Genomic DNA, 15,002 nt, shown 5'->3' on the forward strand with positions numbered 1-15,002 from the left:
TCCGTGCCACTTTCCTGTGCATGGCTGCCGCCATAGGCCAAGTACGGAGGAGACTGCGTTTCCATGCGAAACAATGCAGGCCGGACGGAAGAGCGACTGATCGACATCGTCAATGGCTGGATCGCGCGGGAGGCGCCGCTCCTGCCGATTCTCAACGAGGTGCAGGCGAGCTTCGGCCACATGCCGGAGAACGCCGCCGAGGTGATCGGCCGCGCGCTGAACCTGTCGCGTGCCGAGGTGCACGGCGTCATCTCCTTCTATCACGACTTCCGCAAGGAACCGGCCGGACGCCACGTGCTGAAGATCTGCCGCGCGGAAGCCTGCCAGGCCGTCGGCGGCCGCGAGATGGCCGACCATTTCAAGCGCCTGCTCGGGCTCGACTGGCACGAGACCGCAGCCGACGGATCGGTGACGCTGGAGCCGGTCTACTGCCTGGGGCTGTGCGCCTGCGCGCCCGCCGTCATGCTGGACGGCGAGGTGATCGGTCGCGTCGACGCCGAGCGGGCGGAAGAGATCGTGCACGAGGTGCGGACATGAGCGTCACGATCTGGGTTCCTGCCGATTCCGGCGCCAAGGCGGTCGGAGCCGACCGCGTCGCCCGGCGTATCGCCGAGGTGGCGGTCGCGCGTGGGCTCGACGTGACGGTGCGCCGCAACGGCTCGCGCGGCATGATGTGGCTGGAGCCGCTGGTCGAAGTCGAGACCGCCGAAGGCCGCATCGGCTACGGCCCGGTGAAGCCCGCCGATGTCGAGGGCCTGTTCGACGCGGGCCTGCCCGCGGGCGGCGCGCACGCGCTGTGCATCGGCCGGCCGGAGGGACATCCGTTCCTGGCGCGGCAGTCGCGGCTGACCTTCGAGCGCTGCGGCATCATCGATCCCGTCGACCTCGACGGCTACCGCGCCCATGGCGGGCTCTCAGGGCTGGAGCGGGCCGTCGCGATGCCTGCCGCCGAGATCGTGCGCGAAGTCACCGAGTCCGGCCTGCGCGGACGCGGCGGCGCGGGCTTCCCGACCGGGATCAAGTGGAAGACGGTGCTCGATGCCGAGGGCCCGCAGAAATACATCGTCTGCAATGCCGACGAGGGCGACAGCGGCACCTTCGCCGACCGGATGATCATGGAGGGCGATCCATTCGTCCTCATCGAGGGCATGGCGATCGCCGGCCTCGCCACCGGCGCGACGAAAGGCTACGTCTACCTTCGCTCCGAATATCCCGATGCGGCGCGCGTGATGAACCGGGCCATCGACGCTGCGCGGGCCGCCGGCGTGATCGGCCGCTCGGTGCTGGGCTCGGGCCATGCCTTCGACATGGAGATCAGGATCGGTGCCGGCGCCTATGTCTGCGGCGAGGAGACGTCGCTCCTGAACAGCATGGAGGGCAAGCGCGCCGTGGTGCGCGCCAAGCCGCCTCTGCCGGCGCTGAAGGGCTTCCTCGGCCGCCCGACGGTGGTCAACAACGTGATCTCTCTCGCCTCGGTGCCGGTGATCATGGCGAAGGGTGCAGCGCACTACCGCGACTTCGGCATGGGCCGCTCGCGCGGCACGATCCCGATCCAGATCGCCGGCAACGTGCGCCATGGTGGCCTGTTCGAGACGGCCTTCGGCCTGACGCTGGGCGAGATCGTCGAGGAGATCGGCGGCGGGACGCTGACGGGCCGGCCGGTGAAGGCCGTACAGGTCGGCGGGCCGCTCGGCGCCTATTTCCCGCCGTCGCTGTTTTCCACGCCGTTCGACTACGAGTCGTTTGCAGCGAAGGACGGTCTCGTCGGCCATGCCGGCGTCGTTGTCTTCGACGACACGGCCGACATGCTGGAGCAGGCGCGCTTCGCCTTCGAGTTCTGCGCGGTCGAATCCTGCGGCAAGTGCACGCCCTGCCGCATCGGCGCGGTGCGCGGCACCGAGACCATCGACCGCATCGCCAGGGGCATCGAGCCGGAGAAGAACCGCGCCGTCGTGGCCGACCTCTGCCAGACGATGAAGTTCGGCTCGCTCTGCGCGCTCGGCGGCTTCACGCCCTATCCGGTGATGAGCGCCATGACGCATTTCGCCGCGGATTTCGCGCCGCGTCCGGTGCGGGAGGCGGCGGAGTGAGCACCGACAAGGTCAAGGGACCGGCCTCCTACTTCCCGTCGATCGAGAAGACCTACGGTCAGCCGATCGCGCACTGGAAGACGCTGATCGACGGTCAGGCCGGGAAGAAGCACATGGAGATCGTGGCCTGGCTGAAGGCCCAGCACGGCCTCGGCCACGGCCATGCGAACGCGCTGGTGGCGCATACGCTGGCTGAGGCGGGACGGTGACACTTGACGGCGCCCCCCTCTGTCCTGCCGGACATCTCCCCCACGAGGGGGGAGATCGGCTGTCGCGTCTGGTCGTTCCAATCGCCGACGTTGCAAGACGAGCGGCAAGTTCGAAGCTGCCGATCTCCCCCCGTGTGGGGGAGATGTCCGGCAGGACAGAGGGGGGCGCGAAGGAACGCGGCCCCTCAAATCACTTCAAGGGAGCCTTCTGATGTCGCTCGTCCATGAAATCGACTACGGCACGCCCGCTTCAAAGTCGGAGCGGATGGTGACGCTGACCGTCGACGGGTTCGAGGTATCGGTGCCGGAGGGCACGTCGATCATGCGCGCGGCGATGGAGGCCGAGATCAGCGTGCCGAAGCTCTGCGCGACGGACATGGTCGACGCCTTCGGCTCCTGCCGGCTCTGCCTCGTCGAGATCGAGGGCAGGGCGGGGACGCCCGCCTCCTGCACGACGCCGGTGGCGCCGGGCATGGTCGTCCACACCCAGACCTCCCGCCTGAAGCAGATCCGCAAGGGCGTGATGGAACTCTACATCTCCGACCATCCGCTCGACTGCCTGACCTGCGCGGCCAATGGCGACTGCGAGCTGCAGGACATGGCGGGCGTGGTCGGCCTGCGCGACGTGCGCTACGGAAGCGAGGTCGACAACCACTTCAAGGCCCGCGACGGCGTCGATGCGTTCAACGCGCGCTGGATGCCGAAGGACGAATCCAACCCCTACTTCACCTACGATCCGGCCAAGTGCATCGTCTGCTCGCGCTGCGTGCGGGCCTGCGAGGAGGTGCAGGGCACCTTTGCTCTGACGATCGAGGGCAGGGGCTTCGACAGCCGCGTCTCGCCCGGCGCGCATGAGAGCTTCCTCGGTTCCGAATGCGTCTCCTGCGGCGCCTGCGTGCAGGCCTGCCCGACGGCGACGCTGCGCGAGAAGTCGGTCATCGAGATCGGCCAGCCGGACCGCTCGGTCGTGACGACCTGCGCCTATTGCGGCGTCGGCTGCTCGTTCAAGGCCGAGATGCGCGGCGACGAGCTGGTGCGGATGGTGCCCTACAAGGACGGCAAGGCCAACCGCGGCCATTCCTGCGTCAAGGGCCGCTTCGCCTATGGCTACGCCTCGCACCGCGACCGCATCCTCAACCCGATGATCCGCGACACGATCGACGAGCCGTGGCGCGAGGTGTCCTGGCAGGAAGCGCTGACCTTCGCGGCCGGGCGCATGCGCGGTATTCAGAAGAAGTACGGCAAGGAATCGATCGGCGTCATCACCTCGTCGCGCTGCACCAACGAGGAGACCTATCTCGTCCAGAAGCTGGCGCGCGGCGTGTTCGGCAACAACAACACCGACACCTGCGCCCGCGTCTGCCACTCGCCGACCGGCTACGGCCTCGGCCAGACCTTCGGCACCTCGGCCGGCACGCAGGATTTCGATTCCGTCGAGGATACCGACGTCGTCATCGTCATCGGCGCCAACCCGACCGACGGGCACCCGGTCTTCGCCTCGCGGCTGAAGAAGCGGCTGCGCCAGGGCGCCGAGCTGATCGTCATCGATCCGCGCCGCATCGACCTCGTCCGCTCGCCGCACATCCAGGCGGCGCACCATCTGCCGCTCAGGCCGGGCACCAACGTCGCCGTCGTCACCGCACTGGCGCATGTCATCGTCACCGAGGGCCTGTTCGACGAGGCCTTCATTCGCGAGCGCTGCGACTGGGACGAGTTCCAGGACTATGCCGAGTTCGTGTCCGACCCGATCCACAGCCCCGAGGCGGTCGAACTCCTGACGGGCGTCGACCCCGAGGAACTGCGCGCGGCGGCCCGGCTCTACGCCACCGGCGGCAACGGCGCGATCTATTACGGCCTCGGCGTCACCGAGCACAGCCAGGGCTCGACCACCGTCATCGGCATCGCCAACCTCGCCATGCTGACCGGCAACATCGGCCGGCGCGGCGTCGGGGTGAACCCGCTGCGCGGCCAGAACAACGTGCAGGGCTCCTGCGACATGGGCTCGTTCCCGCACGAGCTGCCGGGCTATCGCCACGTCAAGAACGCTGACGTGCGCCAGATCTTCGAGGATCTCTGGGGCGTGGAGATTTCCGAGGAACCGGGCCTGCGCATCCCCAACATGCTGGACGCGGCGGTCGACGGCACCTTCAAGGGCCTCTACTGCCAGGGCGAGGACATCCTGCAGTCCGACCCCGACACCAAGCACGTGTCGGCCGGCCTCGCCGCGATGGAATGCGTCATCGTCCACGACCTGTTCCTGAACGAAACGGCCAACTACGCCCACGTCTTCCTGCCGGGCTCGACCTTCCTGGAGAAGGACGGGACCTTCACCAATGCCGAGCGACGCATCAACCGCGTGCGCAAGGTGATGGCGCCGAGGAACGGCTATGCCGACTGGGAGATCACCCAGATGCTGGCCAACGCCATGGGCGGCAACTGGAGCTACGCGCATCCCTCGGAGATCATGGCCGAGATCGCCATGACCACGCCGTCCTTCGCCAACGTCACCTACGAGCTGCTGGAGGAAAAGGGCTCGGTGCAGTGGCCCTGCAACGACCGGACGCCGGACGGCTCGCCGATCATGCATGTCGACGGGTTCGTGCGCGGCAAGGGCCGCTTCATCCGCACCGACTACGTGGCGACAGATGAAAAGACCGGCCCGCGCTTCCCGCTGCTGCTCACCACCGGGCGCATCCTCAGCCAGTACAATGTCGGCGCGCAGACGCGACGCACCGCCAATGTCGTCTGGCACGACGAGGACGTGCTGGAGATCCACCCGCACGACGCCGAAAACCGTGGCATCAAGGAGGGCGACTGGGTGAAGCTCGCCAGCCGCTCGGGCGAGACCGGTCTGCGGGCGAAGATCACCGATCGCGTGTCGCCGGGCGTCGTCTACACGACCTTCCACCATCCCACCACGCAGGCCAACGTCATCACCACCGACTTTTCGGACTGGGCGACCAACTGTCCCGAATACAAGGTGACCGCCGTGCAGGTCTCGCCGTCGAACGGCCCGACCGACTGGCAGATGGAGTATGCCGAGCAGGCTCGGCAGTCGCGGCGGGTGGCCGTGCCCGAACCGGCCGAATGAGCGTGGCGGCGTTTCCGTCCCGGCGGCTTGTTGATCGCGTCGCGCGCCGCGACGGCGCGCGTGTGGAAGACCGCCGGGCGGTTCCCGAGGAAACGCCGGTCGCCTTTTCCTATGGCGGCTCGACCCATGCCGTCATGATGGCGACGCCGGACGACCTCGTGGACTTTGCCCATGGCTTCAGCCTGACGGAAGGCATCATCGGCTCGGCCGGCGGGATCGACAGCGTGGACGTCGTCGAGGCGGGACCGGGGATCGATTTGCAGATCAGCCTGGCGGGCGAAGCGGGGGCGGCGCTCACCGCGCGTCGCCGGCATCTCGCGGGACCTGTGGGCTGCGGGCTCTGCGGCATCGAGAGCATCGAGCAGGCCCTGCGCGAGCCGCGGCCGGTCGCCGATCCCGGCATCCGGATCGTTGCGGCGACCGTGTCGGCGGCAGTGGCGGCGCTCGAAGGAGAGCAGCCGCTCAATCGTGCCACGCGCGCCGTGCACGCCGCCGGCTTCTATGATTTCGACAAGGGCATGGTCGCCGTGCGCGAGGACGTCGGCCGTCACAACGCGCTGGACAAGCTTGCAGGCGCGCTGTTGCGGTCGGGCGCCAACCCGGCGCGTGGCGCGGTGGTGGTGACCAGCCGCATCTCGGTCGAGATGGTGCAGAAGACCGCAGCGATCGGCTGTTCGTTCCTTTTCGCCGTTTCGGCGCCGACCGCTCTGGCGGTACGCACGGCCGAGAAAGCCGGCATCACCCTGGTGGCGGTGGTGCGCGGGCCCGAATTCGAAGTCTTCACCCATGCCGACCGCATTGCCGGAGGGATCGCCGATGTCGCCTGACAAGCTCGTCTACATGGCCAACCAGATCGCCACCTTCTTCCAGACGCGCAAGCACGAGGAAGCGGTCGCTGGCATCGCGGAGCACATCAACAATTTCTGGGAACCCCGCATGCGGGCACAGTTTTTCGCGATCGTGGATGCGGGTGGCGAAGGGCTGAAGCCGCTGGTTGTGGAGGCGGCTGCTCGAATCAGGCGGCCGAAAACGGCGGCAGCGGTCTGACCGGCGTTCGCGGTCCGGGCGGGCCTTCGCGACATCGGGAATCCGGGCACACCGGGCACTTCCGTGCCGGTGTCTGAACCGCTTTCGCACGACACGTCCAGGTCGCTGCAAACTGACGCGGATCAAAGCGCGCTCTCCGGTTGTGCTCCATCAACGTCGTTGCGGCGGCGGGCGACTTCATGTCCGCTGGTGCGGTGACAGGAAACGAATACCGGAGACGACATGATCCAGTCGAATGCCCCGTCGCATGTCGGGGACACCCTTCTGGAGCGCCTGCCGGCCGGGGAGTGGCACGCCGAGGACGTGCATGCGGCCCAGGAGGCCCTGGAGGTTCCGCAAGACGGGTTGACCGACGCCGAGGCCGCACGAAGGATCGCCGCCTTCGGCCCGAACCGGCTGCCGGAGGGCGTTCGTCGCAGCGCGTTGATGCGGTTTCTGGCCCAGTTCCACAACCTCCTGATCTATGTGCTTATGGCAGCGGGCATCATGGCGGCCGGGATCGGCCATGTGACCGACGCGGCCGTGATCCTCGCGGTGGTGCTGGCCAACGCGATCATCGGCTTCATCCAGGAAGGGCGCGCCGAAGAAGCGCTGGAAGCCGTGCGCGGCATGATCGACCCGCATGCCTCCGTGCTACGCGGCGGCCGAAGGATGACGATCGCGGCCGACGACGTGGTTCCCGGCGACCTGGTGCTGCTCGAGGCCGGAGACCGCGTTCCGGCCGACCTCAGGCTGGTCAAGGCGCGCAACCTGCGGATCGACGAGGCGATCCTGACCGGCGAGTCGGTGCCCACCGAAAAGGCCACGCGGCCGGCCGCCCTGAACGCTTCGCTCGGCGACCGGACTTCGATGGCCTTTTCCGGCACCTTCGTGGCGGCGGGACAAGGCACCGGCATCGCGGTTGCGACCGGTGCGGCGAGCGAACTCGGCCGCATCTCTTCGATGATCGGGGCGGTCGAGCAACTGGCGACGCCGCTGGTGCGGCAGATGAACCAGTTCGCGCGACAGGTGACGATGGCGGTGCTCGCCGCGTCGGTGCTGGTGTTCGCCTATGCTCTCTACGTCCAGGGCTATGCGATCGACGAGGCTTTCATGACCGTCGTCGGCCTCGCCGTGGCGGCCATCCCCGAGGGGCTGCCGGCCGTGATGACAATCGCGCTCGCCGTGGGCGTGCAGCGCATGGCGGGCCGCAACGCGATCATACGGCGGCTGCCCGCGGTGGAAACGCTGGGCGCGGTGTCGGTGATCTGTTCGGACAAGACGGGGACGCTCACACGCAACGAGATGATGGCGGGCGCGCTTGTCGTGGCGGACGGCACCGTCGCCGTGAGCGGCGCCGGCTACGAACCGAAGGGCGCGTTCGAGGATGTCGAGGGCAGGGCGGTCGATCCGCTGGCGGACGCGGTCCTCGCGGAACTGATCCGCGCGGCGTTCCTGTGCAACGACGCCGGACTGCGCGAGGCGGACGGCCGCTGGTCCGTCGCGGGCGATCCGATGGAGGGGGCACTGATCTCGCTGGCGCTCAAGGCCGGCCTCGATCCCGTCGAAGCCGGGGCGGCTTTCCCGCGCCGTGACGAGATCCCCTTCGATTCGCGTCACCGCTACATGGCGACCCTGCACCAGTCGGCCGACGGCGACGCTGTGGTCTACGTCAAGGGTGCGCCGGAACGCATCATCCACATGTGCGGCCAGATCGTCACGCGCGGGGGCGAGGCGCCGCTGGACCGGGCGACGTGGAATGAAGCCGTGCATCGGCTTGCCGGGGACGGACGCCGCATCATCGCGATCGCGCGGCGGACCATGCCCGCCGGCACGACCGACATCGAGCCTGCCGACGTCGAGACCGGTCTCGCATTCCTGGGGCTCGTCGGGCTGATCGACCCTCCCCGCCCGGAAGCGGTGGCGGCGATCGCCGAGTGCCGGAGGGCCGGGATCCAGGTCAAGATGATCACCGGCGACCATGCCGCGACCGCCCGTGCCATCGCGCGCGAACTCGGGCTCGCCGACGATCCGAAGGCATATACCGGGCAGGATCTCGACGCGTCCGACGGTCCGCAGTTCAGCAGACTGGCGCGCGAGGGTTCGGTGTTCGCGCGCACCAGCCCCGAGCACAAGCTGCGGCTCGTCGAGTCGCTGCAGTCGAATGGCGACGTCATCGCCATGACCGGCGACGGCGTCAACGACGCCCCGGCGCTGAAACGAGCGGACGTTGGCGTCGCGATGGGCCGCAAGGGCACCGAGGCCGCCAAGGAGGCGAGCGAGATGGTGCTGGCCGACGACAATTTCGCCTCGATCGTTGCCGCCGTGCGCGAGGGGCGCACGGTCTACGACAATCTCACCAAGGTGATCGCCTGGACGCTGCCGACGAATGGCGGCGAGGCCTTCACCATCATCCTCGCCATCGGCTTCGGCCTCACCCTGCCGGTCACCGCCATCCAGATCCTGTGGATCAACATGGTGACGGCGGTGGCGCTGGGGCTGACGCTCGCCTTCGAGCCGACGGAGGAAGGCGCCATGTCGCGGCCGCCGCGGCGTTCGCGCGAGGCGCTGTTGTCCGGCAGGCTGCTGTGGCGCATCCTCTTCGTCTCGGCACTGATGGTCGCCGGAACGATGGGGATCTTCATGTTCGCGCTCGCCGAGGGGCACTCGGTCGGCATGGCGCGGACCATGGCCGTCAACGCCATCGTGGTGATGGAGATCTTCTACCTGTTCAGCGTCCGCTACGTGCACGGGTCGTCGCTGACCTGGCGGGGCGTGCTCGGGACGCCGGCGGTGCTGACGGGCGTGGCGGTCGTGGTGGCGGCGCAGGCAGCCTTCACCTACGCGCCGCCGCTGCAGGCCATATTCGGCTCCGAGGCCGTTGGGCTTGCCGATGGTCTTGTGGTGGTGGGGGCAGGCGTTTTGCTGCTCGTCATCGTGGAGATCGAAAAGCGCGTCGCTCAGGCATGGCGACGGTGAGCGTGATCGGCCGACGGGGCCGCGGAGCGGTGGCGGCGAAAAGATGCGGTCGCGATGGAACCTGAAGGCTTCGCGGCACTTCGGCGAGAGACTGGTCAACATCGAGGAGCCTTCGCCATGCTGCCTGCCGTCGTGGTCCTTTCGATCGGAGAAGACGTCGTCGGACTCGGCCTGATCGCCGTCGCCGCCCTGGCCGCGTTCCGCTGGTCGGGCACATTCGGCGAGGAAGGCTAGGCGGAAGCCGGGGCGGGCGGAGGCGTTATCGCACGGCGCACATCGGCCTCGGTGACCTCGGCAACCGGCATCGGGATGCGAAAGCTGGTGAAGTTGAAGCCGGGTTTCATCACGCCGATCACCGTCTCGATGTCGGGACATCCGGCCTCCCGGCAGGCCACCTGCGAGACCGAGACCGGAACGTCATCCGACAGCGCCAGCGCCGCGCGCGCCCAGCGTTTGATCGGGGCGGTGTCCAGGCGTGGCCTCGGCGCCAGCGGATTGAAGAAGAAGCGGCTCATCTGAAGGCAGTCTCCGGGTGGAGAAAAAGACGGTGCCGGTCGGGTCGGCGACATGTAATGTTATAACGATATGGTGTTTCTATCACGCCGCCGGCGGCGGTCAAGCGTTGCGCGGCGACGGGCCGGTGCTGGTTCCCGGTTCCCCTGGACGTCGAACCTGGCCCGCCCGGCTGTCTGCGCGCCTTAAGCCTTCCTTGTCGGAGCCGACGCTATCAAGACGGGGATGCACGCATTCGCGCGCGCGGCACGCATTCGCGCGCGCGGGATGACGAATGAGGCGGAACTGATGCTTGGTGCGGATGGACGTCGGGACGCGGGCCGGGCGGGGCAGGGCGGAGATGGGTGATCTCGCCGTCTATGCCGGCCTCTTCGCCGTCGCCTTCGTCGCGGCGACCATCCTGCCGGCGCAGTCCGAGGCAGCACTCGTCGGGCTGATTATCGCCGACGCGCAGCCGGTGCTGCTGCTGATTGCTGCGGCGAGCCTTGGCAACACGCTGGGAGCGGTCGTCAACTGGGCGCTCGGACGCGGTGTCGAGCGCTTCAGCGACCGGCGCTGGTTTCCGGTAAGCCGCGCCCAGCTCGACCGGGCGACCGGCTGGTACCATCGCTGGGGGCGGTGGAGCCTGCTCTTGAGCTGGGCTCCGATCGTCGGCGACGCGCTGACGGTGGCGGCGGGGGTGCTGCGCGAGCCGTTCTGGAGCTTTCTCGTGCTGGTCGCAGTCGCCAAGACCGGGCGTTATCTGGTGCTCGCCGCCGCGACACTCGGGTTCGTCTGAACCGGAACGCCTCAGGCGCCCCAGACCACGGCCTGCTCGTGCCGCTTGATGAGATGGCGCAGCGTGTCGAAGCTCCGGCCGACATGGCCGGCGAAGGCCTCCACCGCTGGCGCGCGCGGCGCGTCGGCGAGCCTGAGCAGGCCAAGCGCGCGTTCGGGATGCGGCAGGCCGATCGGCAGGGCGGTGATCGCCTTCTCCTTGCGAAACGCGAAGACCACGCCGTGCGGCAGCACGGTCAGCGCGTCGGTGCCCTTCAGGTAGGTCATGGCGCTGGTGAGCGAGCCGCCCGAGTAGCGCACCTTGATCTCGGTCGCGCCCAACGACAGGAGCAGGCTGCGCAGGTCGGCGAGCAGCGGGCTGCCGGGTGGCGGAGCGATCCACGGATAATCGAGCAGGTCCGGCGCCTTGAGCTTGCGCTTCAGCAGCAGCGGATGGGTCGAGCGGCAGGCGACTACGTTGCGGCCGGGCAGGATCTCCTGGAAGCGGAGCCCGGACCCCTCGTCGAGAATGTCGACCGGGCAGACCGCAAGGTCGAGCCGGCCCGCCAGCAGGCCGGCCTGGAGTTCGGGGAGATAGCCGTAGCTCTGGTCGATGCGCACGTCGGGAAACTGGTTCTGGAACTCCGCGATCGTCCCCGAAATCAGCGCGTCCATGAAGAAGGGCGTGCCGCCGATGCGCACCAGCCCGCTCCTGCCGTGGTGGAAGCTCGTGACGAGGTCGGATGCCTTGCGAGAGGCGAGCAGCATGGCCTGCCCGTGCTCGGCCAGCGCACGGCCGAGCGGGGTGGGCTGCAGCGGGCGGCGTCCCCTGACGAAGAGCGGCTCGCCGAGACGCTTCTCCAGCATCGCCAGCGTGCGCGAGACCGCGGGCTGCGCCATGCCGAGCGAGGCGGCGCCCTCGGTCACGCCGCCGCTCTGGACGACGGCGGCGAGTTGCACCAGATGGCGTTCGTCGAGCTTCATAACGGATCGTTATATTGATGGCGGAAGAAATCATCAACCTGACGGTCCCTGCCTGTTACCTTGTCATCGAACATGGGGAGACACATGAGCGCGGTGAGCATCGCCTTCAGCGAAGGGAACTCGTCCGAGATCGTCGGTGAGCGGCTGTCGCGCGCCGGGCAGGACGATCTCGTTCGCGGGCTGGCTGCCGTCGTGACGCATCTCCACCAGCTGGTTCGCGAGGTTCGGCCGACGGCTGCGCAATGGCGCTCGGCGGTCGATTTCCTGACCGAGGTCGGCCATGCGGCCGACGAGCGGCGCCAGGAATGGGTGCTCTTGTCCGACCTGCTTGGCGTCACCGCCTTGGTGGAGGACATCAACTCGCAGCGGCCGAAGGGTGCCACGCCCAACACGCTGCGCGGCCCCTTCTACCGCGCCGACGCGCCGCGCCTGCCGCTGGGCGCCGACATCTGCCTCGACGGCAAGGGCGAGCCGCTGTCCGTGTCCGGCCATGTGCGCGATCTCGACGGCAAGCCGATCGCCGGCGCGACGGTCGAGACCTGGCAGGCCAACGCCGAAGGGTTCTACGAGAACCAGCAACCGGACCTGCAGCCGGAGTTCAACCTGCGCGGCGTGTTCCAGACCGGAGCCGATGGCCGCTTCGCCTGGCGCACGGTGAAGCCGTCCGGATACAAGGTGCCCGACGACGGGCCGGCGGGGCAACTGCTCGGACGCATCGGCTATCCGCTGCGGCGGCCGGCGCACCTGCATGTCATCGTCTCGGCGGCCGGCTTCGACACGCTCACCACCCATGTCTACGACGGTTGCGACCCATATCTGCACGAGGACGCGATCCTCGGCGTGAAGCCGGGGCTGGTGGGCGATTTCCGGCGTGCCGGCGAAGCCGCCGGCCGGCCGGCCTGGGCTCTCGACTTCGATTTCGTGATGGCGCGGGCGCGCCCGGCGAGGAGACCGGCATGACCCGCGCCTTCGTCTACACCGCTCGTCCGTCGACGGTCGTTTTCGGTCCCGGACGGAGCGCGGAGGCGTCCACCTGGATCGACAGGCTCGGCTGTTCCCGCGCCCTGGTGCTCTCGACGCCGCAGCAGGCGGGCGAGGCCGAGGCGCTCGCGGGACGGCTGGGACCGCTGGCCGCCGGGATCTTCGCCGGTGCCGCGATGCACACGCCGGTCGAGGTGACGGACAGGGCGCTGGCGGCGGCGCGCGCGGCGGGTGCTGATTGTTTCGTGGCGCTCGGCGGCGGTTCCACCACAGGGCTCGGCAAGGCGCTGGCGCTGCGCACGGACCTGCCGCAGATCGTCATTCCGACCACCTATGCCGGCTCGGAGGTCACCGACATCCTCGGCCAGACCGAAGGCGGGAAGAAGACCACGCTGCGCGATGCGAAGGTGCTGCCGGAGGTCGTGCTCTACGATCCGGACCTGACGCTTGGCCTGCCGGTCGGCATGAGCGTGACCAGCGGGCTGAACGCCATGGCGCATGCCGCCGAAGGCTTGTACGCGCAGGATCGCAACCCGGTCGCGAGCCTGATGGCGACCGAAGCGCTGCGGGCGCTGAAGTCGGCGCTGCCGGCCATCGTCGCCAGCCCGCGAGACGCCGAGGCGCGTGCCGACGCGCTCTACGGCGCATGGCTTTGCGGCACCGTGCTCGGCAATGTCGGCATGGCCCTGCACCACAAGATCTGCCACGTGCTGGGCGGCAGCTTCGACACGCCGCATGCCGAGACGCATGCGATCATGCTGCCGCACACCATCGCCTACAACGTCGCCGCCGTGCCGGACCTGCTGGCTCCCGTAGGCGAGATCTTCGGCGGCCTGCCCGGCGCGGGACTGTGGGATTTCGCAGCATCGATCGGCGCAGCGCTTGCGCTGCGCGACCTCGGCCTGACGCAGGCCGATCTCGACCGCGCGGCCGATCTCGCCACCGCCAACGCCTACTGGAACCCGCGCCCGATCGAGCGCGGGGGCATACGCAGCCTGCTGCAGGACGCCTGGGAAGGTCGGCGTCCGGCGGCGTGAAACACACAGGGAGGAAGACATGATCAACAGACGCACGCTTCTGAAGAACACCGCCGCCACCGGCGCGCTCGCCGGCCTGTCGGGCCTCGCCATGCCGGCGCTGGCGCAGGGATCGGCCGTGAAGATCGGCTATGTCAGCCCGCAGACCGGGCCGCTCGCCGCCTTCGCCGAGGCGGACAATTTCATAATCGAGGGCTTCAAGGCGGCGGCCAAGGCCGCGGGCATGAACGTCGAGGTGATCGTCAAGGACAGCCAGTCCAACCCCAACCGCGCCGCCGAGGTGGCCAACGAGCTGATCGTGCAGGACGAGATCAGCCTGATGCTGGTCGCCTCGACACCAGAGACGACGAACCCGGTGACGACGACCTGCGAAGGCGAGGAAATCCCCTGCATCTCCACCGTGGCGCCCTGGCAGCCCTGGTTCATCGGCCAGCAGGCCAATCCGGGCGACCCGTCGACCTGGAAGCCGTTCAACAGCTCGTTCCACTTCTTCTGGGGCCTGGAAGACGTGATCGCCGTCTTCACCAACATGTGGGCGCAGGTCGAGACCAACAAGCAGGTCGGCGGCCTCTTTCCCAACGACGGCGACGGCAATGCCTGGGGCGACCCGAACGTCGGCTTCCCGCCAGTGCTCGCACAGCAGGGCTACACCCTCACCGATCCGGGCCGCTACCAGAACCTGACCGACGATTTCTCGGCGCAGATCAACGCCTTCAAGCAGGCCAACGCCGAGATCATCACAGGCGTCATGATCCCGCCGGACTTCACGACCTTCTGGAACCAGGCCAAGCAGCAGGGCTTCGCTCCCAAGGTGGCCTCGATCGGCAAGGCGATCCTGTTCCCGCAGGCGGTCGAGGCGCTGGGCAATGCCGGCCACAATCTTTCCTCCGAGGTGTGGTGGACCCCCAGCCATCCGTTCAAGTCGTCGCTGACCGGCCAGAGCGCGGCCGACCTTGCCCGCGGCTTCACCCAGGCGACGGGGCGGCCCTGGACGCAGCCGATCGGCTTCGTGCACGCGCTCTTCGAGGTGGCGGCCGACGCGATCAAGCGGGCGTCCGACCCGACCGACTCCGCCGCCATGGTCGAGGCGGTCGCGGCGACGAAGCTCGACACCATCGTCGGGCCGCTGTCGTGGGGCGACGGCCCGCTGCCGCCGTTTGCCCAGAAGAACGTCGCCAAGACGCCGCTGGTCGGCGGCCAGTGGCGGCTCAAGGACGGCGGCGGCTACGACCTCGTCATCACCGACAACAAGACCGCGCCGATGATCCCCGTCGGCGGCAAGATGGAACCGATCGCCTGATCGGTGCCGATCCGGGGGCGGGCGGTCCGCCCGTCC

Annotated in this window: 13 protein-coding genes; 11 read left to right on the plus strand and 2 right to left on the minus strand. The window is 68.6% G+C overall.

Annotation, left to right across the window (positions count from 1 at the left end):
• Window positions 1-63 precede the first annotated feature (63 nt).
• The 7 genes from N1F91_RS11715 (at window position 64) to N1F91_RS11745 (ending at window position 9,395) form a co-directional block, all read left to right on the plus strand.
• Window positions 64-537: a formate dehydrogenase subunit gamma gene (locus N1F91_RS11715; protein ID WP_289992334.1), complete on the plus strand. Its 474-nt coding sequence runs from the start codon at window positions 64-66 to the stop codon at window positions 535-537.
• Window positions 534-2,090: an NADH-quinone oxidoreductase subunit NuoF gene (locus tag N1F91_RS11720; RefSeq protein WP_289992335.1), complete on the plus strand. Its 1,557-nt coding sequence runs from the start codon at window positions 534-536 to the stop codon at window positions 2,088-2,090. The genes N1F91_RS11715 and N1F91_RS11720 overlap by 4 nt, the downstream gene beginning before the upstream one ends.
• A complete protein-coding gene (locus tag N1F91_RS11725; protein ID WP_289992336.1) occupies window positions 2,087-2,299 on the plus strand; it encodes a DUF4287 domain-containing protein in 213 nt (70 codons plus the stop codon). Before N1F91_RS11720 ends, N1F91_RS11725 begins: the two co-directional genes overlap by 4 nt.
• Window positions 2,300-2,510: 211 nt before the next feature.
• Window positions 2,511-5,390, plus strand: a complete 2,880-nt coding sequence (gene fdhF, locus N1F91_RS11730; protein WP_289992337.1) for a formate dehydrogenase subunit alpha — start codon at window positions 2,511-2,513, stop codon at window positions 5,388-5,390.
• Window positions 5,387-6,217: a formate dehydrogenase accessory sulfurtransferase FdhD gene (gene fdhD / locus N1F91_RS11735; protein ID WP_289992338.1), complete on the plus strand. Its 831-nt coding sequence runs from the start codon at window positions 5,387-5,389 to the stop codon at window positions 6,215-6,217. Before fdhF ends, fdhD begins: the two co-directional genes overlap by 4 nt.
• Entirely contained in the window at window positions 6,207-6,437 is a 231-nt protein-coding gene (locus tag N1F91_RS11740; RefSeq protein ID WP_289992339.1) for a formate dehydrogenase subunit delta, read from the plus strand. The genes fdhD and N1F91_RS11740 overlap by 11 nt, the downstream gene beginning before the upstream one ends.
• Before the next feature lie 222 nt (window positions 6,438-6,659).
• Window positions 6,660-9,395, plus strand: coding sequence for a cation-transporting P-type ATPase (locus tag N1F91_RS11745; RefSeq protein ID WP_289992341.1), 2,736 nt, complete (start codon window positions 6,660-6,662; stop codon window positions 9,393-9,395).
• 230 nt (window positions 9,396-9,625) lie between these two features.
• Here the strand turns inward: N1F91_RS11745 and N1F91_RS11750 are convergent, their stop codons facing one another.
• Window positions 9,626-9,910: a nitrate reductase gene (locus N1F91_RS11750; RefSeq protein WP_289992342.1), complete on the minus strand. Its 285-nt coding sequence runs from the start codon at window positions 9,908-9,910 to the stop codon at window positions 9,626-9,628.
• Window positions 9,911-10,248: 338 nt separating this feature from the next.
• Here N1F91_RS11750 and N1F91_RS11755 point away from each other — a divergent pair, with 338 nt between their 5' ends.
• Window positions 10,249-10,686, plus strand: coding sequence for a YqaA family protein (locus N1F91_RS11755; protein ID WP_289992343.1), 438 nt, complete (start codon window positions 10,249-10,251; stop codon window positions 10,684-10,686).
• 11 nt (window positions 10,687-10,697) lie between these two features.
• Here N1F91_RS11755 and N1F91_RS11760 read toward each other — a convergent pair whose 3' ends face one another.
• Window positions 10,698-11,648 carry a LysR family transcriptional regulator gene (locus N1F91_RS11760; protein WP_289992344.1) on the minus strand — a complete coding sequence of 317 codons (951 nt, stop codon included), beginning with the start codon at window positions 11,646-11,648 and terminating at the stop codon, window positions 10,698-10,700.
• An 84-nt stretch (window positions 11,649-11,732) separates the two neighbouring features.
• Between N1F91_RS11760 and N1F91_RS11765 the strand changes: the two genes are divergently transcribed.
• The 3 genes from N1F91_RS11765 to N1F91_RS11775 are packed head-to-tail and all read left to right on the plus strand — an operon-like array spanning window position 11,733 to window position 14,966.
• Window positions 11,733-12,608 (plus strand): dioxygenase, encoded by an 876-nt coding sequence (locus N1F91_RS11765; RefSeq protein ID WP_289992345.1) that lies wholly within the window; start codon window positions 11,733-11,735, stop codon window positions 12,606-12,608.
• On the plus strand, window positions 12,605-13,666 hold the full coding sequence (locus N1F91_RS11770) for a maleylacetate reductase (protein ID WP_289992346.1): 1,062 nt from the start codon (window positions 12,605-12,607) through the stop codon (window positions 13,664-13,666). The genes N1F91_RS11765 and N1F91_RS11770 overlap by 4 nt, the downstream gene beginning before the upstream one ends.
• A 19-nt stretch (window positions 13,667-13,685) precedes the next feature.
• Window positions 13,686-14,966 carry an ABC transporter substrate-binding protein gene (locus tag N1F91_RS11775; RefSeq protein ID WP_289992347.1) on the plus strand — a complete coding sequence of 427 codons (1,281 nt, stop codon included), beginning with the start codon at window positions 13,686-13,688 and terminating at the stop codon, window positions 14,964-14,966.
• Window positions 14,967-15,002 lie beyond the last annotated feature (36 nt).

This window comes from Aquibium sp. ELW1220, from assembly GCF_030398385.1.
GTDB lineage: Bacteria > Pseudomonadota > Alphaproteobacteria > Rhizobiales > Rhizobiaceae > Aquibium.

Bases quoted from the DNA above. Each gene is read 5' to 3' on its own strand.
- N1F91_RS11750 (WP_289992342.1), bottom strand. From the start codon at position 9,910: ATGAGCCGCTTCTTCTTCAATCCGCTGGCGCCGAGGCCACGCCTGGAC.
- N1F91_RS11745 (WP_289992341.1), top strand. From the start codon at position 6,660: ATGATCCAGTCGAATGCCCCGTCGCATGTCGGGGACACCCTTCTGGAG.
- N1F91_RS11760 (WP_289992344.1), bottom strand. From the start codon at position 11,648: ATGAAGCTCGACGAACGCCATCTGGTGCAACTCGCCGCCGTCGTCCAG.
- N1F91_RS11740 (WP_289992339.1), top strand. From the start codon at position 6,207: ATGTCGCCTGACAAGCTCGTCTACATGGCCAACCAGATCGCCACCTTC.
- N1F91_RS11720 (WP_289992335.1), top strand. From the start codon at position 534: ATGAGCGTCACGATCTGGGTTCCTGCCGATTCCGGCGCCAAGGCGGTC.
- N1F91_RS11715 (WP_289992334.1), top strand. From the start codon at position 64: ATGCGAAACAATGCAGGCCGGACGGAAGAGCGACTGATCGACATCGTC.
- N1F91_RS11765 (WP_289992345.1), top strand. From the start codon at position 11,733: ATGAGCGCGGTGAGCATCGCCTTCAGCGAAGGGAACTCGTCCGAGATC.
- N1F91_RS11775 (WP_289992347.1), top strand. From the start codon at position 13,686: ATGATCAACAGACGCACGCTTCTGAAGAACACCGCCGCCACCGGCGCG.
- N1F91_RS11770 (WP_289992346.1), top strand. From the start codon at position 12,605: ATGACCCGCGCCTTCGTCTACACCGCTCGTCCGTCGACGGTCGTTTTC.
- N1F91_RS11755 (WP_289992343.1), top strand. From the start codon at position 10,249: ATGGGTGATCTCGCCGTCTATGCCGGCCTCTTCGCCGTCGCCTTCGTC.
- fdhD (WP_289992338.1), top strand. From the start codon at position 5,387: ATGAGCGTGGCGGCGTTTCCGTCCCGGCGGCTTGTTGATCGCGTCGCG.
- fdhF (WP_289992337.1), top strand. From the start codon at position 2,511: ATGTCGCTCGTCCATGAAATCGACTACGGCACGCCCGCTTCAAAGTCG.